General features: G+C 52.5%; 17 protein-coding genes. 12 read left to right on the top strand and 5 right to left on the bottom strand.

The window, feature by feature from the left end:
• Window positions 1-12: 12 nt before the first annotated feature.
• From JO972_RS12520 to JO972_RS12475, 10 genes are all read left to right on the top strand, one after another.
• Entirely contained in the window at window positions 13-1,128 is a 1,116-nt protein-coding gene (locus JO972_RS12520) for a glycosyltransferase family 4 protein (protein WP_309490401.1), read from the top strand.
• Between the two features lie 403 nt (window positions 1,129-1,531).
• The gene (gene murJ / locus JO972_RS12515; RefSeq protein ID WP_309490400.1) at window positions 1,532-2,878 is read left to right on the top strand and encodes a murein biosynthesis integral membrane protein MurJ; all 1,347 of its coding nucleotides are present in this window, start codon (window positions 1,532-1,534) and stop codon (window positions 2,876-2,878) included.
• Complete coding sequence (locus tag JO972_RS12510; protein WP_309490399.1) at window positions 2,875-4,314, top strand: exopolysaccharide biosynthesis polyprenyl glycosylphosphotransferase; 1,440 nt, start codon at window positions 2,875-2,877, stop codon at window positions 4,312-4,314. The genes murJ and JO972_RS12510 overlap by 4 nt, the downstream gene beginning before the upstream one ends.
• Window positions 4,315-4,339: 25 nt before the next feature.
• Window positions 4,340-5,638, top strand: coding sequence for an O-antigen ligase family protein (locus JO972_RS12505; protein WP_309490398.1), 1,299 nt, complete (start codon window positions 4,340-4,342; stop codon window positions 5,636-5,638).
• Window positions 5,631-6,779: a glycosyltransferase family 4 protein gene (locus tag JO972_RS12500; protein WP_309490397.1), complete on the top strand. Its 1,149-nt coding sequence runs from the start codon at window positions 5,631-5,633 to the stop codon at window positions 6,777-6,779. The genes JO972_RS12505 and JO972_RS12500 overlap by 8 nt, the downstream gene beginning before the upstream one ends.
• A 35-nt stretch (window positions 6,780-6,814) precedes the next feature.
• Window positions 6,815-7,888, top strand: a complete 1,074-nt coding sequence (locus JO972_RS12495) for a polysaccharide deacetylase family protein (RefSeq protein ID WP_309490396.1) — start codon at window positions 6,815-6,817, stop codon at window positions 7,886-7,888.
• 1 nt (window position 7,889) lies between these two features.
• Complete coding sequence (locus tag JO972_RS12490) at window positions 7,890-10,340, top strand: glycosyltransferase (RefSeq protein ID WP_309490395.1); 2,451 nt, start codon at window positions 7,890-7,892, stop codon at window positions 10,338-10,340.
• A 29-nt stretch (window positions 10,341-10,369) separates the two neighbouring features.
• Complete coding sequence (locus JO972_RS12485) at window positions 10,370-12,178, top strand: DUF4091 domain-containing protein (protein ID WP_309490394.1); 1,809 nt, start codon at window positions 10,370-10,372, stop codon at window positions 12,176-12,178.
• 94 nt (window positions 12,179-12,272) lie between these two features.
• Window positions 12,273-13,535 carry a GNAT family N-acetyltransferase gene (locus tag JO972_RS12480; RefSeq protein WP_309490393.1) on the top strand — a complete coding sequence of 421 codons (1,263 nt, stop codon included), beginning with the start codon at window positions 12,273-12,275 and terminating at the stop codon, window positions 13,533-13,535.
• Window positions 13,528-15,762 carry a GumC family protein gene (locus JO972_RS12475; RefSeq protein ID WP_309490392.1) on the top strand — a complete coding sequence of 745 codons (2,235 nt, stop codon included), beginning with the start codon at window positions 13,528-13,530 and terminating at the stop codon, window positions 15,760-15,762. The genes JO972_RS12480 and JO972_RS12475 overlap by 8 nt, the downstream gene beginning before the upstream one ends.
• 2 nt (window positions 15,763-15,764) lie before the next feature.
• On the opposite strand, the gene JO972_RS12470 is transcribed toward JO972_RS12475, so the two are convergent.
• From JO972_RS12470 to JO972_RS12450, 5 genes are all read right to left on the bottom strand, one after another.
• Window positions 15,765-16,805: a DUF3137 domain-containing protein gene (locus tag JO972_RS12470; protein WP_309490391.1), complete on the bottom strand. Its 1,041-nt coding sequence runs from the start codon at window positions 16,803-16,805 to the stop codon at window positions 15,765-15,767.
• The gene (locus JO972_RS12465; protein WP_309490390.1) at window positions 16,798-17,322 is read right to left on the bottom strand and encodes a LemA family protein; all 525 of its coding nucleotides are present in this window, start codon (window positions 17,320-17,322) and stop codon (window positions 16,798-16,800) included. The genes JO972_RS12470 and JO972_RS12465 overlap by 8 nt, the downstream gene beginning before the upstream one ends.
• 110 nt (window positions 17,323-17,432) lie before the next feature.
• Entirely contained in the window at window positions 17,433-18,029 is a 597-nt protein-coding gene (locus JO972_RS12460) for a PEP-CTERM sorting domain-containing protein (RefSeq protein WP_309490389.1), read from the bottom strand.
• 87 nt (window positions 18,030-18,116) lie between these two features.
• Window positions 18,117-19,043: a tRNA (adenosine(37)-N6)-dimethylallyltransferase MiaA gene (miaA, locus tag JO972_RS12455; RefSeq protein ID WP_309490388.1), complete on the bottom strand. Its 927-nt coding sequence runs from the start codon at window positions 19,041-19,043 to the stop codon at window positions 18,117-18,119.
• A gap of 64 nt (window positions 19,044-19,107) precedes the next feature.
• Window positions 19,108-19,920 carry an RNA recognition motif domain-containing protein gene (locus tag JO972_RS12450; RefSeq protein ID WP_309490387.1) on the bottom strand — a complete coding sequence of 271 codons (813 nt, stop codon included), beginning with the start codon at window positions 19,918-19,920 and terminating at the stop codon, window positions 19,108-19,110.
• A 422-nt stretch (window positions 19,921-20,342) separates the two neighbouring features.
• Here JO972_RS12450 and JO972_RS12445 point away from each other — a divergent pair, with 422 nt between their 5' ends.
• Window positions 20,343-21,299 (top strand): D-alanyl-D-alanine carboxypeptidase family protein, encoded by a 957-nt coding sequence (locus JO972_RS12445; protein WP_309490386.1) that lies wholly within the window; start codon window positions 20,343-20,345, stop codon window positions 21,297-21,299.
• Window positions 21,300-21,332: 33 nt separating this feature from the next.
• Window positions 21,333-21,815: an Lrp/AsnC family transcriptional regulator gene (locus JO972_RS12440; protein WP_309490385.1), complete on the top strand. Its 483-nt coding sequence runs from the start codon at window positions 21,333-21,335 to the stop codon at window positions 21,813-21,815.
• Window positions 21,816-21,820 lie beyond the last annotated feature (5 nt).

Raw genomic sequence — 21,820 nt, 5'->3', positions numbered from 1 at the left:
CACCCTAACAAAATGCGTATATTACAAATCATTACTCGCATGGACTCCATTGGCGGAGCCCAGCGACATGTCGTGGAGCTCTGCCAGGCGGCCCGTGCTGCTGGCCACGAGGTGCATCTGGCCTACGGGGGAAGCTGCGCATTGAGTTTTCAAGAAACCGAAGGAATCGAGCTGCATCCGATCGGAGCCATGCTCCGAGAGATCTCCCCGCTCAAGGACTGGGCGGCAATGAAGGAGCTGTTGGATTTGATGAAAAAGATCCACCCCGATCTGGTGGCCACCCATTCCACCAAGGCCGGGATTTTAGGCCGACTCGCTGCCGCTCGCGCCAAAGTTTGCAATCTGCACACGGTGCACGGCTGGTCGGTCAGCTTCTCTGGCAATGCATTCAAGAGACTGATCTATCGACAAATCGAAAGTCGCGTCCACCGCCTGGCCGATGGAATCATCTGCGTCTGTAAATACGACCACGCACATGCACTCAAGCTGGGGTTCGATCCGGAAAAGCTGCGTGTGATCTACAATGGCCGCCCCTATAGCTCGGTTCAGGCTAATATAAAAACAGATAACTTTGAAGAACCTGTTAGGATAGTATCTATCGGTCGCATGGCGTGGCCCAAGCAACCGGAGCAGCTGTTGCGCTACCTCACGGTGGATCGTGAATCACGGCTTGATCTATTAGGCGATGGTCCGCGTGAAGAGGAAGTGAAGAACTATGCCAAAGAGCTGGGCGTTAGCGATCGGGTCACCTTCCACGGCCATGTCGATCAGATCGACCCCATTCTAGCGCAGGCAGATATTTTCGCCTTGGTGTCTGATTGGGAAGGCTTTCCGATGTCCACTCTGGAAGCGATGGCAGTGGGGCTGCCGACGGTGGTTTCTCGAGTAGGAGGTGCGGCTGAAGCGATTGATGAAGGGGTCACGGGCTTCACTATTGCTCGTGGAGATGAACAGGCCCTGCATAGTTGCTTGAAAAAACTGGTAGCTGCGCCAGACCTTCGTCGAGATCTAGGCCGTGCAGCGCGTGAACTTTACAATCGGAAGTTTAAACTTTCTGCCATGGTGACAGAAACGCTGGAGTTCTATCAGGAATGTCTGTCAGGTAGCTCGCCCAGCAGCTCCGAATGAGCTCTGCCGAATTTAAGTGAGTGATATCCATTTCATCCGCTCAGCTGTGTCGGGAGATTATTGTGTGGAGGGCACAGGCATTCACTCATGTGTTAGGTGATCAGATCTTGGAACGAATCATTTCGAAATCTTGCTACGGAAGTTCCTGAAAGAGGCCACGTGAGCGCTGTTTCGTCGTGTTAGAGGTGTTCAGTTTGTCGACCTCAATCCGCAAGAAGGTAAACAGGTTTTAAAACTTAGTTAAATGAAAAATATATAAATAGTGAGGATGGGCCGATTATTAGCTTGAAAATAATATAAAAATTCATATTCCTAGGAGCTGAAACGACTGTTTGTGGACTTTTTACAGAGAAAAAACACAAATGAGCGTCTTTTTATTAAATTTATTAACAAGGCTTAAATTTTGGAAACTGTCAGTACAGCACCACTTGTTTCTGGGTCACCAGCTCCCAGGAGGTCTGTATTTGCCCTACTGTTACGCTGTATCACGACCATTGCCGGTCTCAGTTTAGCCGCCAAGGGCTTGGGTTTCCTGAGAGATGCAGCAGCAGCTGCCATTTTTGGCACCAGTGATGCGATGGATGCCTATGTGCTCGCTCTTTCCGTGCCTACTTTGTTAGCCGGTCTTCTAGGAGCAGCCATGCCGACAGCGATCATCCCTGCCTATGCGTTGGCGAAAAGAAAAGGCGGCAGCGAATCTGCCGTCGCTGTTGTAGCGAACGGAATCTTCCTTCAAGCCATGGTGGCTACAGGGATTTGCTTGCTGCTGGCTCTGCTATCCCAACCCTTGATGCAGGTGGTAGCCGGTGAATTTGGCGGAGAGAAAATGCAACTCTGTAGGAATCTGTTCCTTCTGCTACTTCTTTTTTCCATACTCTACAGCATCGGCAATGCAGCCACTGCAGGGCTACAAGCGGAGAAACGCTTTGCACTCGGCGCCTTGGCTCCTGCCATAGTGCCTTTGGTGGCTCTTGTTAGCTTACTTCTTTTTCATGCGTCGTTCGGTATCTATGCCATGGCTTTTGGCTTGGTTCTGGGTTCACTCGTTTATCTGGTAGTCCTCTCAAAAGGTCTGCTGAAAGAGTTTGGATCCAGTTGTTTCATTCCGAAGTTCCAAGGTCACGGCTGCGGACAATTACTGCGTGACTCCAGTTTACTGTTGATAGGCGGAGCCGTTTTCGGCGGCTGTGTGATGATTGATGTCAGTATCGCGTCGCGTCTGGAACCCGGAACCGTAGCGACCTTTGGTTACGCCGATAAGGTCATCGGGATTGTGCTCTCTTTGGCCGGAGTGGCCCTAGGTCAGTCGCTTTTACCCTATCTTGCCGATCTCAGTGCGGCGAATGATTTACCCGGGCTGAGAAAGATGGGGTGGAAGATTTCTTGGGCGGTAATCGCAGTGACAATTCCAATGGTTTTGGCGCTCTGGTTCTCTGCCGATCTAGTGACTCAACTGCTCTTCCAGCGTGGTGAATTTGATAGTTCAGCCACCGCTCGTGTCGCAGACGCCTTGCGCTGGGGAAGTCTGCAATTTCCCGCGGCTGCACTCGGTATCGTGGCTTCCAAAATGGTCGTTTCCATGGGGGGAGTGAGGTATATGTGCGTGGTTTCGACCATTGCCTTGATCGCTAATTTCTTCCTCGACGTCGCTCTGGCACCGCATTTCGGCCTCGCCGGTATCCTCATCGCTACAGCCATTGTGCACGCACTTTCCGCGGGGCTGCTCTTTTTGAAAACCCTTAGATCATGAACTCATCACTCTTCCAGCTTGAGGCTATTGATAGAGCCTATGCACGCTTCGCAAGCATTAGCTGTGCGCGTGTTATCGTAGGTCGCTTGAATGAGAAGTTTTGGTCGATCTCCTTTTTCTCTCTCGCCGTGTTTGCTTCTTGGTTGGCATTCCAGCTCACCCCATCGGCCGATGCCACGCCTCCGTCTTTAATTATTCAGGTGCTGACTTGTCTGACCTTTGCCACCGGTTTTACAGCGTCCGCTCATGTGCTCGGAGCCACGAGCCATCTGGTGACCAGGAAGGTGACATTGTTAGTGGTGAAATTGGTTTTCTGCACCTGTATCGCAGCCTTGGCGGTCAATGTAGTGGTGAGCTTTATTTTGTATCAGCCTGTTGGTCGCTATGTCATGGCCATTGCGATGGGAGGCACAGCTCTGTTCGCATGTTTATTACGCTCTGCGACCTGGATGTTCAGCGCTGCTTACATGCCTAAAATCAGTTTGGTCGGGGATGAGAAGTTCTGTGAGGAAAGTAGCGAGCTACTGAAAAAGAAGAACCTGCCTTTAAAAATTCAAACCTTCAGCTTGCGGCAGGATTGCCAGGTATCGCCGTCTTTCCTCTGTGATTTCGACGCTTCCAGCTATCCAGTTTCTATCCATCGACTGTGTCAGCGCCTGAATGATTCGGAGGCCGATCATATCGTCTACCAGCCAGCACACTGGGAGGTGTTAGAACAACCTCTCGTAGAAGCCTTGGCCTCCGGGAAAACCGTATCGCCATTTTCCCAATACGTGGAGGAGCATTACCAAACTATGCCCACCTGGGAGATTCCCAACTCTGGCTTGTTCAGTAAATCCTTCGCCAATTCTTCACCCAGCTTTCTGATGGCTAAACGATTATGTGATGTGGCACTAGCCATTGTTGGGCTGATCTGCGCCATGCCCTTGCTCGCCATCGCTGCTGTGATGATCAAATTGGAAGATGGTGGCCCAGTCTTCTACAACCAACAACGTGTGGGTCGCTACGGTAAAACTTTCACGATTTATAAACTGCGCTCTATGTGCACCAACTCGGAAGCTTCAGGTGCCAAATGGGCCAGTAAGGGGGATTCCAGAATTACACGTATCGGTAAAATTATCCGGCGCACACGCGTCGACGAACTACCACAGTTTTTGAATATTCTGCTCGGCGACATGAGCTTCATTGGTCCGCGTCCCGAACGCCCGGAGTTTACCGAATCGCTCGATGTTGAACTGGCACATTACAATCTCCGGCACCTTTTGAAGCCCGGACTAACAGGATGGGCTCAAATTAATTACCCTTACGGTGACAGCATCGAAGATGCCAAGCAGAAGCTGACCTACGATCTCTACTACGTGAAATACGCCACTCTGGCGCTCGATCTGCAAATTACCCTGCGCACTATCGGTGCCGCTATGCAGGGAGCTCGCTGAGTCGAGCACAACTAAGTTCCAAGCCATGACTAACCTTCCACAGATCACAAACGCTACCAGCTCCGCCAATGGCGATGAGCCAGGGCCAAGCGTGTGGTGGGTTTGGCTCGCGACAGCTACTTTCTGTGCGCTAACAGTTCCATATGCCACGAACTTCATTCAATGGGCGAACGACTTTGGAGTATTGCCCATTCGCCCGGCGATCTACCTGGTCTTGGCATCTGTAGCTTGTCTGGTCGTAACCTTTGGGCGTCGGCCAGATTTGACGGTCACCAGCTTATTGATTTTGTCGTTCCAGCTGATTTACATTTTCGAGAGCGTTGTATTACACCGCTACGACCATCCATCCGGACGCTATTACCCGATGATGACTCACGGAGCTATGTTCGTAGGAATTTTCAGCATCGCTTGGTTTCTCGGCGTCAGTCATCGATTAAGTGCTCTGCCTATGAAAATGGCCGCGGCGAGTATTGTGGTGATTTGCTCGCTGGCAAACATTGCAGAGTGGTTTGGTGTCCATGAGTTCACCATCGTGGTTGGTCGGGCCGCCGGTTTTCATGGCGACCCTAACAATGCATCGATCGCCATCGTGCTAGCCTTGGCGGTATTCTTATCCTACTCGAAAAATATCTGGGTTTCTTTCGCGATGATCGCTCTCAGCTTTATCGCGGTTGCCATCACTCTGAGCCGGTCCGGTATGATTGCCGAGGTTCTGGTGAGTGTGGCTTTTCTCGTTAGTGCTTATCGGCGTCAACCTGCTGCAGTGCTTCAGGCTCTTGCCGTGACTGTGCCTATTGTGATTCTTGGTATCGGTTTTTTGATCTCTCAGATGTCCACCGAGACTCTCCGAGAGTCGGATGTTCAAGATCGATTGGGGGCTTTGTTAGGAAAAGATTCAGGGAAGATGGCTTCCGGCGAGCGAATGAAAGACCTCAGCGACGGACTGCGTGCTATTCGTGAACAACCCGTGTTTGGCTACGGCGTGGGCACCGGCACGGGCAAATGGCAGCCACATAATCAACTGGTGGCCGTGTGGATCGATGGTGGCATCATCTTCGCCGGGCTCTATCTGGCAATCTTGGCCTCCATGGCCTTGAAATGCCTGATGGCTGGTGGGCGAGGGGGACTGTGCTTGCTCGCTGTGGTCATTTTCATCCCTTTTAGCCAGCTGCTTCACACCTCGATGGCCTATTGGACCACGTGCATCGTATTCATCAATCTAACATCTACCCGCTTCATCACCTTGCAGTGGTCGGGTAGCTCGGCAGTGGGGCAGACCGTGTCCGATCCTTCACCTTCAACCTCTCAGACCAGTCATGCCTGATATCGTTCATCTCTGTTATCCGGGTGTTGGTGGACAGGCTGCTGTCGCCACAGGGCTTGCCATTGAGGGGAGTCGTGCAGGCGTCTCTCATGGTGTTGTTTTCTATGGGATTGAAACCACTGCGCCGCAATATCTGCAGCTTTGTGATGCGCATGACATCGAGCACATGACGATTGTTAAACAGCCTGGATTCGGGTTGTCGGCACGACGCCAGCTTGCACAAACGATCCGCAGCATGGCTCCGAGCATCGTGGTTTCCCATCACCACGATACTGCAGTAACGGTGTCGGCATTGACCTTGTTAGGTTGTAGCGATGACCGCCCACTCAGAATCTTTGTGGAGCACCATTCGAATGCTCTGAAAAGCAAGAAGGATTGGTTGTTGTCGACCCTCGCTCACCGCAGCTGCGACCAAACAGTTTTCCTCACAGAGGCTTATCGTCGTGAGGTACATGCTAAAATCGGGAGGTGGTTGGATTTTGAAAAAACAACTGTCATCGCGAACGGCCTTGATCTCTCATTCTATCAGCCTGTTGATCATGGCTGTGACACGTCTGTCATTGGGATGCAGGGGCGGATGGACACAGGGAAGGATTTTGAATCCCTGATCCGTGCCTTCGCCATAATTGCAAAAGGTCATCAATCGCTCAGACTCGAATTAATCGGCGATGGGCCTCATCGTGATCGACTGGAAAAGCTGTGCCGTGATTTGAGCATCGAGGCTCGTGTCAACTTCACCGGTTTCCTTAAACATGAAGAACTCATCGCACATATGTCCGAGTGGCAGATCGCTGTTCTCATGACGGATGGTGAGACCTTAAGCATGGCGATTTTGGAAATCTGGGCCTTGGCTCTGCCATTGGTATCCACTCGGGTAGCCGGGGTTCAAGACCTGGTGAATGACGGCGTTGATGCTCTGCTTGTTAACCCTGCAGACGTGGCGGCCCTTGGCGAAACACTGCTAAAACTCATCCAAGAATCGGACTTAGCAAAATCCCTAGGCCTTGCAGGTCGCGACAGAGTTCTTGTGGAGTTCAATCGTCAGCAAATCTGGCAACAATACGTCGAACTCTCTTCGCGCGTAGCTCCACGGCTCAGCCACCATCTCTCGACATGTGTCCACGACTCTAGAATTTCCTAACAATCCTCCCGAACTTCATTTTACCCCCCATAGAAATGACATCGAATACACGAAAAATACTCCAATCAGGGCTGACGGCCTTGAGCGCTTGCGGCCTAACAAGGTGGTGTCGCAAGAAACAAACCGGCGCATGCATCCTGATGTATCACGGTTTTTCCAATGGTAAGCATCGAGGCCTTGAGAATCATTCTCGCTTACATCTCGACATCAAAGGGTTTCGCCACACCGCGAAGGTTCTAAAAAAACATTACAACGTCATCCCGCTACAACTGCTCGCAGACATGATGGCCGCAGGGCAAACTATTCCGCCTAACACAGTGGTTCTCACGTTCGATGATGGTTACGCATCGAACTACCATTTGGCACTCCCAGTTCTGGAAGAAATGGGTCTGCACGCCACGGTTTTTGCCTCCACGGGCTTCATCGAAGGTGAGATGTATCAGTGGCCGGACCGTATTGAATACGCGATCGATCATTGTCCTTCCGAAACCTTAAAACTGAATTTCCCCGGCTTGCCAGAGGAGTTGAGTTTGAAAAACATTGAACAACGTAAACAGGCACTCCTTCTTCTCGACCCTGCGTTAAAGAAAATCCCTCAAGGGAGACATCTGGAAAGTATCGATCACATTGAACAAGCTGCTGGTGTTGCCTTGGCTGATGATCCTAATCCTGCGGATATCTATCGGCCACTGACTTGGGATCAGCTGCGTGAGTTGGAAAAATCGAAATACGCGAGCATCGGTGCACATACTCATGTCCATGCCATTCTTGGGCACTGCCCGCCCAGCTTTGCTCGCCAAGACATGCGACGCTGCACCGAGCTATTGAAAGAAAAAGGAGGCGTTGAGAACCCAACATTTGCTTACCCCAATGGGCAACCGGGTGATTATAACCAAGAAACCAGAGAGATCCTTAAGGACCTCGGGTATTCCGTCGCATTGACCACAGTGATGGAGTTTAACCCATCTGATCAAGATTTGCTAACGCTCAAACGCATGGGGACTCCGAGAAACGGGTATCAGGCAGACACGATTTGTTCGGGTTTGATGCATCGCGTCAAGCCTCCGCTGGTCGATGCCTGTCGCAAATTTATTCCAATCAATGCCTAACATGACTACTGGAGATACATATTCTCAACCACTTGTTCGGCCCAAGGTCCTGCACCTGCTCGTGGGTGTTTTGCCTGGTGGCATGGAGACTTTAATGGTGAATTTGCTCTGCGAACAAAGCCAATCCAATCGATGTGAAAACGTGGTGGCTGTATTGCATTCAGGCGATATCGAAGGTTCTTTAAAACCGACTATCGAGTCGGTGGCTGAGTTTCATGATTTTGAGGCCAAGTCGTTTTTCTCCATTGATTTCGTCAAAAAATTCAAAAAGCTACTTCATGAAACCCAGCCTGACGTCGTTCATTGTTGGAGTTACGATGCTGGAATCGTAGCTGGTGCAATCGCTCGGTATGCCTATGGCATTAAAGTTTGCTGGGCGATTCACTCGATGGATCTGCCCTCGCGCCAAGAATACAGTCGCTGGAGGTTTTTGCTAATGAAGACCACTGTCGCTATCGCATCGCGCCTGGTTCCTGACACAATCATCTCATGCTCTGACAAGGCTTCTGCTGCACATGCTCGGTTCGGTTTTCCTCTCCAACGTTGTCAGACCGTTGACAATGGAATTGATACCAATCGCTATAATATCCGGCCAGAGTTGCGGAGCGAAGTTCGCCGGCAGTTAGGGATTGCCGGTTCCTCTCAGGTAGTGGGTTTTGTCGGGCGTTCTCACCCCGTGAAACGCTTGGAGGATTTCTTCGCCGTTGCTTCCTTGTTGATGCAAAAACGAGCCGATTTGCACTTGCTTGTGCTGGGCTTCACCACAGACGAACTCTACCCCGCGGCGCGTGAAAGGTATGAGCAACTACCTGACCAATCTCGGATACATTTCCTAGGGCGTCAGCCCAATACAGAACTATATCTGCCCGCTATGGATGTTACGGTGCTGACATCGGAGTCAGAAGCCTTGCCAATGGTGCTAATGGAGTCGCTGGCCTGTGGTATTCCATGTGTCAGCACCGATGTGGGTGCTACCCGCAGGGTGGTAGGAAAGCACGGGCAGTGTGTTCCGCCCAAACAACCTGAACAATTTGCCTCAGCTGTCTTTGACATGCTCGATTCTAACCTTTCTCCCGAGAAAGCTAGAGAGCACGTGTTGGAACATTTCTCGATTGCCGTGGCATCGAGACGATATGTCGGATGCTACCAGAATCTAGCCAAGACCTCCGCAATGCCACCACTGGCAGAGTCGATTCAACCACCACGCAAAAAGGTCCTGCACTTGGTAAACGACGTTGGTTACGGCGGCGCCCAGGTGCTGTTGAAACGCCTCAGCATCGGTTTGAAGCAGCAGGGATTTGATCAGACTGTTGTGTCGGTTCTGCCAATCGAAACAATCGGCAAACTAGCTCCCGAGTTCGAGCAAGCAGGTATTCCTGTGCGCAGTTTGAATATGGATGGACCACTTCAAGGGCTGTCTGGTTTGGTTAAACTTGGGCGTATATTACGCGATGAACAGCCTGATTTAGTGCAGACATGGATGTTTCACTCCGCCCTCATTGGTGAGTTCGCGCGACTCTTTACTTTGAAGAAAATCAAAACCCTCTGGAGTATTCATCACACCTATCTGGGTAAGGAATCCTCGAAAATGGGGACGCGTGTGATTCATCGTTGTCTGGCTTGGGCCTCAGCGGCACTACCCGAGAATATTATTTACTGTTCCAAAGCCGGATTGGATTTGCATCACGCTAGTGGCTTTGCTCCTGCCAAATCAGAGCTGATTTTCAACGGCACGGACACCGAGGTTTACCGACCCAATCAAGCTGCCAACGATCAACTCAGAGCCGAGCTGAACATTCCTGTCGGTGCTCCCGTGGTCGGTATGGCCGGGCGTTATCATCCACAAAAAGATTTTGCCAATTTGTTACGAGCATTCGCGAAGGTGCAGAAGGTTATCCCACAAGCGCACCTGTTAGCTTGTGGTCCCGAAGTGACTCGAGATACCGATGCCCTGCGCGAGTTAGCCGATGCGTGTCCTCATTCGGAGCAAGTTCATCTCATCGGTCCTCGCCGCGACATGGTAAATATATACCCGACACTTGACCTTGGTGTGCTCAGCTCTTGTGAAGGGGAAGCCTTTCCTCTGGTGCTGGGTGAAGCGATGGCATGCGAAGTTCCTTGTGTGGCCACCGATGTGGGGGATTCAGCACTGATCATTGGCGACACCGGAAAAATTGTGCCGCCCCGTGACTCGACAGCGTTAGCCAAGGAAATAGTTTCTATGCTCCAACTTTCGGATAACTCCTACCGCTTTCTGGCACAGCGTGCCAGAAAGCGGGTGCAGGAACACTTTGGTCTGCACACTTACATTGATGCTCATGCTTCCCTCTATCATCAATTGTTAGGATTGTTTGTGCCTGCAGAAGAAACACGAGCAGCACTGCCACTCCTTTCGAAGAGCTCCACAAGAGCCTTTGCAAAACCCATCACAAGTAAACATTCAGCCGCCTGAGCTGAGCCTTTTCTGGAGCGAATATCACCATGACCCATCAATCACCATTGTTTCCAACACGCTGTGGCATCTTCTTTCTGATGATGATCTGTGGCCTTGCTTGGTCGCCTGTGATGGGGGCAAAGGTCTGGACGGCCTCTGCGATGTCGCGCGTGAAAATCGACCAGCCAATACCGAAAACAACATCCGCAGCGATCAACCTTCACGCATGCCGTAACGAGTGGGAGTCGGCCCAGGTGATCGTAACCGATACTGTTGATCGACTCACTGAGTTGAGCTTTGAAATAGGAAACTTTCGTGGTCCCAACGGAGCAACTCTTCCAGCGCCGACCGTCTATCAGCAATATGACGTGCGCATCCGCCAGAGCTCGCCACAAGCGCCCTTGTCGTCTGGGCTTTATCCCGACGCATTGGTGCCCATGTCACCTGGAGATAATCCGAACGTATCATCATTCCATGGCCTGCAAGGTCAGGCTAACCTCCGATGGTGGATTGATTTCCGTATCCCCACCCAGCAGCAGCCGGGGGAATATGTAGGGGTGATTGATTTCATAGTAAAGACTACCGGGGAATCGATAGGGAGTGCTACGATCACAGTGAATGTCAGTCCTGAGACCTTGCCTCAGAAACCGACACTTAAGTCTTACTTCGGACTGGAGGAACATCGTGTCGCACAAATTCACGGGCTGGACCGTGAGGCTGATGGACTGAAACTGACGAAAGTCATGGATCGGTATTATCAACTGCTCATTCAAAGCCGAGTTCAGCCGGGAATTATTTTCGCATCCAGCCCACCTCTGGGTCCTAACAATAAGATCGTTTGGGATACTCCGGCCAGTGAGTCGTTGCCTGCCCCTGCTGCGGTAATTGATCAGTATTTTTCCAATGCTGGAAAATTAAACTGTCTGCATTTACCGATGTGGGCCGACTATCCATTTTCAAAACCTCTTGGCAAGGACCGAGACCAAGCGGTTGCTTACCTGGCCGATCTTGCGAAGCGTTGTCGAGCAATTGCACCGGATGCGGATTTACTATTCAGCGTCGGACAAATCGATGAACCTAACAGTGCAAATGCCTACAAGCTTGTCCGTCAGTGGTCGGCATTCGTGCATGAGGCGGCCTTGTTCGCTGCGACTCCGATTCAGATGTTTGTCACCGAACAACCTGAGCCGGAGGAAAGAGAGTGGGGGACACTCGTCGGATCCGTGGATGTTTGGTCCCCTCAGGTGATGTTGGTTTGGGAAGATCTCGAAAGCAACATGGGGAACCAAATGATTCGGAAACGTATTCAAGCTGGCGACCAAGTCTGGTGCTATCCAGCGCTCGCCCAGTTTCGTGATCGTTGGCAGAAGGAAGTTGGTGCTACTGATATGCTGCACTCGGCTTATCCGCCGGTGTGGTTGACTGATTACCCTGCGGTGAATTACCGCATCCTTCCTTGGCTCTGCGCGTCTGAAAAACTAACGGGGGTCCATTACTGGAACACCATCGCTTGGCCAGAAGCTACCGATCCATGGCAAGATGCTGGAAGTTTTCTGATTGATAACAAAACGTTCAATGGCGACGGACTTTTGATCTATCCACCAGCTCCTTCGCGTTTGGTTGGGGCGGAGAAAGCTGCAGCTATGCAACCAAGCCCATCGATTCGCTTAAAATGGATCCGTGATGGCATGGAGGATTACGAGCATTTGCAGCTTCTCCAAAAACATCACCCTGAGCTGGCTCGGTCGGTTCTTTCCACAATAGCCAGAGGTTTTGCCGACTGGGAAACAGAGCCTGAAGCCATTGCACGTGCCCGGCGGATCATCACTCAGCACCTCGCTGAACATCCACCCTGAGGTCCCTTGATAGAACACTCCTTATCCTCACCGGTTCTCCCAAAGGCCGGTCTGATCAAAACCCCTAACTAGTTAACCTATTCCCCTCCAACGCATGAAAATCACAACTATAAAAGACACGCTGCCAGCTGAACAAGTGGCGCCCGAAACCCTACAGAAAATTAACAACCGCGACCGCTTTGAGCTGCCTGAAAGAACACTAAGCAGCACTACGAAAATCACTCTGCAGCCTATTCAGGCACGTTCGGAGTTCACCGACCTTGAAACTGAGTGGGATGACTTTTTGCTTAGGACGCAGACCCCCAGTCCTTTCCTTAGCTGGGATTATATTGACGTATGGTGGGATGTATATGGTGATAAAGGGTTTGATGTGCAGCTCTACATCGCTCGCGATGAGGCGGGCAAACTCATCGGAGCCGCGCCTTTGATGATTTCTCAAAAAGGAGCCTTCTCGGGAGCTCGTAGTAAGTTTCGTCATCTGTCATTTATCGGCGGAGTGGGGGACTTGTTAGGTGAGTCGCTGGAGCTACCAGCCATCAAAGGATACGAAGTTGCCTTGGGGGAAGCCACCGCCGAACTGATCAGGGCGCAGCTACATGGCCAGTGGGACGTGCTGTATTTCTATCTGGTTCCCCATGATTCAAGATCGACAAACACCATGCTTCGAGGGCTCGCCAAAAGTGGTGTTGGGATCAAGACGGTATCCTCCCTTCCTTCACCATGCACACCGATCTCAGATACTTGGGATGCGAGCTACAAAAACCGCTCGAAAAAAATGAAGGAGAATATTCGCAAACTGTATAACAATCCACGAGGTCAGTATGCACACGATCGTCATGTGGTTGGTCAGGACATCGAATTCGAACCAGCATACGAAGAACTCGTCCGGCTTGCAGAAGCTCGCTGGGGAAATGATTCGCTTGCGGCTTTTCATACTCCTGAATTTGTCGATTTTCACTGGAAGTTAGCCCCGCGTTTACTGGCTAAGGGACAATTGATGTTCGGCCTCTTAAGGAAGGAAAATGAATACGCCGGCGCGGTGTATGACTTTATTTTTAACGATAAAAAATGGACCTATTCCATGCCTTGGGACCCAGCTTATGCCAAGAGTCGTATCGGGGTTTCGCTTAATCTTTGGTCGGTCGCAGATGCTCACGACCGTGGCCTAAAAGAGGTGGATTTCCTCCCCGGGGAATCTGGCATCAAGGATCGTTTAGCCAAGTATCAACGAACTCTCAATACTTACGAAGCTGCATGTCCACATAGTATGGGCGGCACTCTTTTCTCACTCGCGCGCGGCATTGATAGGATGCTTAAGCACAAAGACAAACCTTCTAACATTACGAGCCATGAATAATTCACACTCATCAGCCTCTGACCAAGTCGTTTTGGTTGGAAATCAGAATAACGCGCTGTCAACCAATGATGAGCGTTATGCGATCCAGACGCCTTCCATGCAGGGGCCAGGACTCGCGGGTCACCGTGAAGTCAAACGAGCCGTCTTTAGTGTTGAGGAACTGTTCAGTTACGTTCGCAAATATGGAATCGTAGCTGCAATCGTCGGTCTTCTGTTAGGCGTTGGTCTCTACACCTTTGTGCAAACACGCACTCCGGTTTTTGAGTCGACCTCCATCGTTCTGTTGAATCAGGGGAATGGCAAACAGCTGAACTTGGAAACGATCCGACCCGAAGAGCAGTCGGAATACACTCTACCGCAGTTGGTCAATAATTTGAAGAATGAGATCAGCTCGGATAAATTCAGACTCAGCTTTTTCGGAGCTGTGGATGATCACCTACGCGACCGAATCATCGGTGTGAGAAGTGAAAGTGAGCAGGGACTGAACGATCAAGCTATCTTCCTTGATCGCGTTAGCAAACAGATCGCTATCGAGGTCTTAAAAGATTCCCACATGGTTTCGGTGACGGCAAAGAGTCAGGACAATCAACTTGCCGCGGAATTAGCAAATGCCTACGTGGCGCATTTCTGTGACTACACCCGACAAGAAGAAATGGAGAACACCCGTAAAGTAGCTGATTTCCTGCAATCAAAAGCCAGTGACCTTCTCGTGCGCGTCAAGCAACTCGAAGCTGAATTGCTTGCGTTTAGAGAAAAAGAGGGAATCAGTGCCGGTCAGGCTGATTCTGAATTCGCTGCCAATCAGGTGAATAACCTCAATACTCAACTGGTAGAGGCGAAGTTGAATCGTGAAAAAATAGCTGAAACGTTAGACATCATCGACTCCGCAGGGAAAGACCCTGAGGACCTACTCAAGGTGCCTTTGCTCGCCGAAAACGCTGTGCTCGCTGAGGCCTATGCTGAGCTGAATGAAGCGCGTAGTGAAGTCGGCACCTTATCGATCGATTTTGGTAAAATGCACCCGCGTATGATTGTCGCAGTGAATAAGGAGCAGGATGCCCTGGAAAACCTGCAAAAGCTGGTCGGTCAGATGGTGGGGTCGCTGCAACGTCAACTTAAGACGAGCACAAGCAAGGTGGTCAGTCTGGAAACGAAAGTCAAAGTTGCCAAAAACGAACTGACTCTCGCAGGAAACAAATCGGTGGGGCAAGAGCTCAAGGAAGAACAGCTGAAGTCGGGGCGTGAGCTCTACAACAGCCTGATCCGCCAGAAAAACGAGGCTGATATTGCGCTGCAGTTCAGTGGTGTCGATCGTGTCCGCATCACCGAACAAGCGCTACCGCAACGTGATCCTATTTTCCCTCGTAAACCACTCTCAGCAGTTTTGGGACTGGTGGCATTCGGTGGTTGTTTCTTCGGAATTCCGCTAACACTCGGATTGGGGAAACGTGTGATCGAACTGGCTCAGCCAGCGACCACGGAAGAGGAGGCTCCTGCCATCGAGCAGACGGCTGAACAGGTGCCTGCCATGGCTCCCAACTCTCACCATGCCTTGCCAAGCTTCCCTCAAAGCAATCAGACGTCCGAAGCCTTGAACTATCCGACCTTGGTCACCTTCCCACGAGGTGACGCCAGCCAGTCGCGCGATTGGGTAAGGCACGCCAGCGACCCGGCTGTAAGATCCGGAGTGGAGCTGAATGCTTATCTGACACGTCTCATCAGCGAGCCTAACCAAGCACGCGGGCTGATTCTAACAAGTAATCATTACAACCCCGCTAAAACACTCTCTGCGGCAGCACTTGCGCTGGCAGCGAGTCGGCGTGGTCTGCGCACTTTGTTAGTGAGTAGCGAGAAGCTCACTCCATCGATGTCGCCCGAGCAAACACAATACCGAGATGGAGCACTGCAAAAAACCGCCGATGAGCTCCTGGCACCATTCCATACCGAGCAGCAAGGTCTGTTCTTTGTCACGGATGATGCCTGGAAGCGCATTCCCAGCCTCTGTCTGGAAACCTTGACCAACGCCCATCACTGTGTCGATTTACTGATTCTCGATGCGCCACTGGTTTCGGCCGAGTCGGAGCTAGCGATACTTTCCGGCTTTGCTTCAAACATCGTCTTGGTCCGAAACAGCAGCGAAGATTACCATCACAGCGAACAGCAAAAACGCTTCCAGCGGATTCTGCCAGCGTGCACGGTGACGGGGGAATTTCTGATCGAAGGTTAGATTCAGTCCTTAGTCCAGATGCGCGTGTTTAAATCTAACATATGAACGATACCATAGATCCAGCTCATTTGATTCGCAAAAGTCTGCATCTGCGAGAGATTGCCAGCGGCTAGGTTCATCTTCGGCTCAAACCAGTTCTCGGACTTGGGCACGGTGAGGTGCAGCTTGGACTCGTGCAGCGCCAAGCGGATATCTACGCCGTAGGCCTGTCTCAACTTGAGTAGTCGCTCCTGCATATCGGGAGTGAGGATGTAGCGCGCCTCCACTTGGTCACCACCGTGGACCACAAAGGCGCGTTCGAAGTCCGGGTTTTCCAAGCGCACCAAGTCGGAGTTTAAATTTTGCACTTTTCGGCCTAACCACCCGAAGGTGCTCTCTGCGAAGTCCGGTTTGATCGTGACCCAGCTTTGAAAGTCTTTGTTGAAATCGGCGATGAAGATCAGCCCTTGAAAAATTGTATGCCAGCTCGTTTGGGTGTGCCCCTTGCTGTTGGTGCTCTGTTTTTTTTCTTCCGCATGAATTTCTGAAAAAGAGATTTCCGTTTTGTCAACGTGGCCGAAAAAAAGGTCTTCGCAGCGATAGCGATCGATCCTCCTCGCATAGAGTCCGGTATTTTCAAAGCCAATTTGGGAAATGCCACGTGTCGGTGCGTAGTTGACCCTCGGTTGTAAAAGTTGTGTTAGGCCTCCGATGACTTGTTCCTTGTAAGTCGCATTGTAGCGCTTGGCATGTCCGGAGATGAACTGCAAGTAGACGATATAGCCATAGATCAATCCTGCAACGAGAGGGAAGAATGCGAGGATGCTGAGATCGCTATGAGGGGAGCTGGCGACTTGCTTCGACACCACAAGAGTCAGCAGACTGACGGCCACAGCGATCAGTGCCACCATGACGATGCGTATGTGTCCTCGGCGGATACGTGCCAGCCTCTTTTGTCTGTCCTGTTCGAGAGATGTTAGCACAGGCGCCAGCGCGTCCGCCAACACCCGGGCATCGGCAGGGAGTTGTTGCAGTCGGTTAATAGGTGGGGGGCTTTCAGACATGGATTGATTGCGCGGACCGTTCGGCAGGCGCGGTGATGAAATGTTCGCGACGTTGAAAGCCGAACAAGCCAGCGACCAAACTGGATGGGAACATATCGACTCCGTTGTTGTAATCCATCACCGAGGCATTGTAGGCGCGTCGAGCCGCTGCGATCTGAGCTTCAATCTCGGTGAGATTGCGCTGAAGATTGAGAAATGCTTTATCGGATTTCAGTTCCGGATAGCTCTCGGCCACGGCGACCAAGCGGGGCAGTTGGGTATCGAGTTGTGCCTCGTGAGCGAAGCGCTGAGCGGAGGCGTCATGACTGCTGACCGCCGCATGGCGAGCTTGGATAATGTCCGCGAACAGATCGCGTTCATGCCGAGCGAAGGCTTTGACCGAGCTCACTAGGTTAGGCACCAGGTCCCAACGTTTTTTCAGCTGCACATCGATACTGGCGTAGGCGTAATCCACCGCGTTGCGGCGATTGATATGGCCATTGTATATCAGTGCCAGGACAAGCAATCCGGCAGCCAAGCAAACGACAAAAAATAAAAGGGTTCCATCCACCCCTGTTTTCTAGCAAAGCAGGGAGGATGGAACCACTATAAGATCGAAAGAAATTTATAGTCTCAGAAACGTTGAGACTAGCGCTTGCGGCGGCCGATGGCCAAGAGCCCTCCAGCAACAAGCAGGAGCGCAGAAGAAGGTTCTGGGACAGCGTTCACAAGGGCGGCGTCCGCCACAGGGCTTTCCAGGCCGAGACCGTCTTCATCGCGCAGTTCGAGCACAATCGTGCCATTGGCATCGGGCATGACCTGACCGAGGATTTCGAAATTGAAATCTTCGTTGTTCTCGTCGGCTTCCACGTAGTCGTCGGTAGAGGCCAGTTTATGCGAGACCGTAACATCGATGCTGGTGCTGCCAATGATCTGATAGTTCGCCGCGGCGGTATGGTTGCCGCCGGGGTAGACCAAGTTCCAAGTGGCTGCGACATCATACACCTGCGTCGTGTCGAGGCCGGTGAAGGTCCATGACAGATAGGTATTAGGTGCATCGATGACAAAAGGGCTGACGATAACGCTACCGTTGAAGCCTTTTCCTGCGGTGGTTGTTTGTTCGTATCCGTTGGCTTCATGGTCGGTGAAACCGGCGTCGACGTTGTCAATGACCGTAGCGGCATGGCTAGACAGGGAGAAGGAGATAAGGGCTGCTGTGCCCAAATGGCTGGCTTTGAATTTCATAGTCGCCAATCAACTGATTAGAAACCGTTAGATCAACCTGAATGGCGCCGATACGAAATTTGCCGCAACATGAGGGAAATTGACCATCTAGATGGAGCTTTCACAAAAGCGATCGACCACGCGACTGATCGGATCAGACGCGTCAACCTGACACTCTGTTAGCCAGCTTTCTTTACCGAACCAGGTGCGTTGTCGTTTGGCATATTGTCGGGTGGCGGCGGCGATGCGTTCGGCGCACTCGTCGCGGCTCAAGTCGCCTGCCAAGTAGGAGCGGATCTGTGGCACTCCGATGGCTTTTTCACAGGTGATAGAGGTGTCGATGAGTGCGGCAACTTCTTCGATGGCTCCGCTGTCTAACATGATCTCCGCACGGCGGTTGATCCGCTGGCGAAGGGTTTCACGGTCCCAGAGGAGGTAGGCACCACGGAGGTCTTTTTCGATGGCTTCACCTGCCTTTTTCCAATCGCTTTTCACCTCGGACATCTTCCGCCCCGAGAGCAGGCAGATTTCCAGGGCCCGGATCACATAGCGGCGGTTTTTCAAATTGGTCATCGCGGCGCCTTCGGGGTCGAGCTCGCTGAGTCGCCTGACCAGTTCGGCATCCGACTCCTTATCCAATTCGGCCCGAAGTAACTCGTCTCCAGAGGGCACTGGGGAGGGGCCGTGGGTGAGAAACTTGAGATACATGCCTGAGCCACCGGTTACGATGGGCACTTTCTCCCGCGACTGGATGTCAGCGATCACCGGCAGGGCCATCTCGCGGTAGCGCATGGCATCGCAGGTCTCCGAGGGATCGAGCACGCCGTAAAGATGGTGCACGGCCTGACTGAGTTCAGCGGCATCCGGGGCGGCGGAGATGATTTCCAGTCCCCGGTAGAGTTGGTAGGCATCGGCATTGACGATCTCACCATCGAGTCGCTGGGCGAGTTCGATGGCGAAGGCCGATTTGCCAGAAGCGGTGGGGCCGCAGATGTAGATGGGATCAGGAATGATGAATGAGGATGGGATGGGCACCCAAAAAACCCGCTTGGAGGGTGACTCGCAAGCGGGTTTTTGAAGAAGTGTGAGCTTGGAGCGATTACTCGGCAGCTTCGCTGTCAGATTTTACCGGCTCGTCGCTGGATTCAGCGGGGGCGGCGTCTGATTTTGGTGAGCGTGGTTGGTCGTTCTTAGGCTTGGGTTTTGAATTGGCTCCGTTGACCACGAGCACGCGGCCCATGAACGGTTGGTCGTGCAGCACCTCGACGGCGCGCTTGGCCTCGTCCACGCTGAGCATTTCCAAGAAGCCGTAGCCTTTGGAGCGGTGAGTGTGACGGTTGTAGACAATTTCCACCTTACGCACGGTGCCGACGCCCTTGAAGAGATCCTCGAGGTCGTGTTCGGTAGCATCGTAGGAGAGGTTGCCGAGGTAGAGGCGAGGAGTTTCCACTGGGAAATCACCCTCGACTGGTTTGGCTGGGATTGGACCTTTGGGTTTCGCCCCCTTACCGTTTTTATTGCGGGCGTCGCGGGTGTTGTTCTTGGCTGCCTTTTTCTCAGGGGCAGGTGTGGCGGTCGATTGACGACGTGGTGGACGGGTCGGAGCCTTGTAGAGACCGAAGAATTTGAGGATTTTCTCCCAGAGCGTCAGTGGCACTGGTTTTGGTGTGCGGCGGCGTTGACCACCTCCACTTTGGCGTCCTTGCTGGCCGCCCGATTTTTTCTGTCCCTGCGGACGGTTGCTGCGCTGGCCTTGGTTGCCGCCACGATTATTTGAGTTGTCGCCGTTGTTATTACGATTCCGGTTACGGTTACGATTTCTGTTGCGATTTCTGTTACGATTTGGGTTTTGACCGCCCTGGCGGCCTTGCCCCCCTTCGTTGCGGGGCTTGGTGTTGTTTTCTTGAGACATTATAATAAGTCGTTGATGGTTTTGATAAGCGCGCCGGCAGGCTGGCAATGGTGTTCGCCATCATGTTGAGCATGGATGGTGCGGTCTGATCCGCGGGTATTGCTGCGCCCTGGGCGCGGAGCTGTGAGTCAGGCCACCTGATAGCAGATTCCAAATCCGCCGCCGTCACTTCAAATAGACTGTTCGGGGCGGGGAAAGAGGCACGTTGCCCACAAGTCCCAGGAGTCAACCGAGCGGTTGACGGGCGGGAGCTTCCGAGGGGCAGAAGCGGATACGCGTGCATCTCCATAGGGAATGATAAAATAAGGTGGCTGCCGCAGGGAACCTAGTCGCGAAAGCCGAAATGACAAGGACAGATTCCGCTATTGTCAGATGTAAAGACTTAGGTAGAGTCGCCCCCCGAACGACCAGTGAACCATTCTATGATCAAGCATTTGCACCTTCTCATCCTCGGATTCGCCGCGATGGCGACATCTTTGCTCAGCGCGGCAGAAAGCTACCTTGTGATGGAGGCGCACAGTGGTCGGGTGCTTCTCGCGCATAACTCGGAAGCCAAGCGTCCCGTTGCCAGTCTGACCAAAATAGCCACGGCCAAGGTCCTGCTCGATTGGGCGGAAGCATCCAATGCCAGCCTGGCCACCCTCGCGGTGGTGCCCAACAGCGCCATGGCACCCGGCGGAGCCAATCCGATGGGGCTGGCACCCGGAGATCGGATTTCCCTGAGAGATGCGGCATACTCCGCATTGCTTGGCTCCGATAACGTGGCCGCGATGACCATTGCCGATCATGTGGGCCGGGCGCTGCTCGCACACCGTCGGCGCACTGGCGACCCCCAACAGGCTTTTGTCGCCGAGATGAATCAGCTGGCCAAGGCTCTCGAGATGAAACGCACCCGTTTTGCCAATCCACACGGCTTGGAGCTGCCGCGTCAGCGCGCTTACTCATCCGCCGCGGACATTGCCCGGCTCTGTGTCTACGCCATGCGCGATACCGGTTTCCAATTTTACGTGAAACAGAAGACCCGCCAGATCTCGGTGACCAAATCAGACGGACGTCATCTGTCCTACGAAGTGGCCAACACCAACACGCTGCTCGGTAAACAAGGCGTGAACGGGATCAAAACCGGACTAACCACCGCCGCGGGCCAGTGTCTGGCTACCAATTCCCACCGTTCTCCCGTAGTAACCAAACTCGATGCCACGCGGTCGCAAATTCGCAAGCGTGATCTGATCGTGGTGGTGCTCGGCAGTGCCGACCGCTTTGGCCGAACCAGTCAGCTGATCCCCCAAGGTTGGGCCGCTTACGATGCCTGGGCTGCCCAAGGCTATATCCAATCGGCCCACAAACGTGAATTCATCATCGTGCCCAAACTTCCATAAAAAACCTCAAAAACCCTATCTTATCTAAAGTTCATGAACGACCCATTACTGAAACTGCTGCAACGCAAAGCCCGTTACACCAATGAAGAACTCGCCGAGGCGCTCAGCCTGACTCCGGCGGAGGTTAGCCAACAGATTGCCGCCTGGGAAGAGGACGGCACCATTCGCGGTTACCAAGCAGTGATCGACGATGAGAAAACGGCCGATTTCGGTGTCTCCGCCTTTATCGAAGTCAAGGTCACGCCCGAGCGCGGTGGCGGCTTTGACCGACTCGCCAAGCGGGTGGCTCGTTTTGATCAAGTGGATTCCTGCTATCTCGCCAGCGGCGGCTACGATCTGATGGTGGTGGTCGAAGGCAAAGACCTGCGTGAAGTGGCCCAGTTTGTGTCGGAAAAACTCAGCTCACTCGACGGTGTGCTGTCGACCGCTACCCACTTCCGTCTCAAGGCCTACAAGGAAAAGGGGTTCATTTTCGAGTCCGAAGAGCCGGAAGGTCGTTTGCCTGTCACGCCCTAATCAAC

The organism is Oceaniferula flava, assembly GCF_016811075.1.
Taxonomy (GTDB): domain Bacteria; phylum Verrucomicrobiota; class Verrucomicrobiia; order Verrucomicrobiales; family Akkermansiaceae; genus Oceaniferula; species Oceaniferula flava.
The sequence above is the reverse complement of the archived record's forward strand: the minus strand, read 5'-3'. Positions and strand labels throughout refer to the sequence as shown.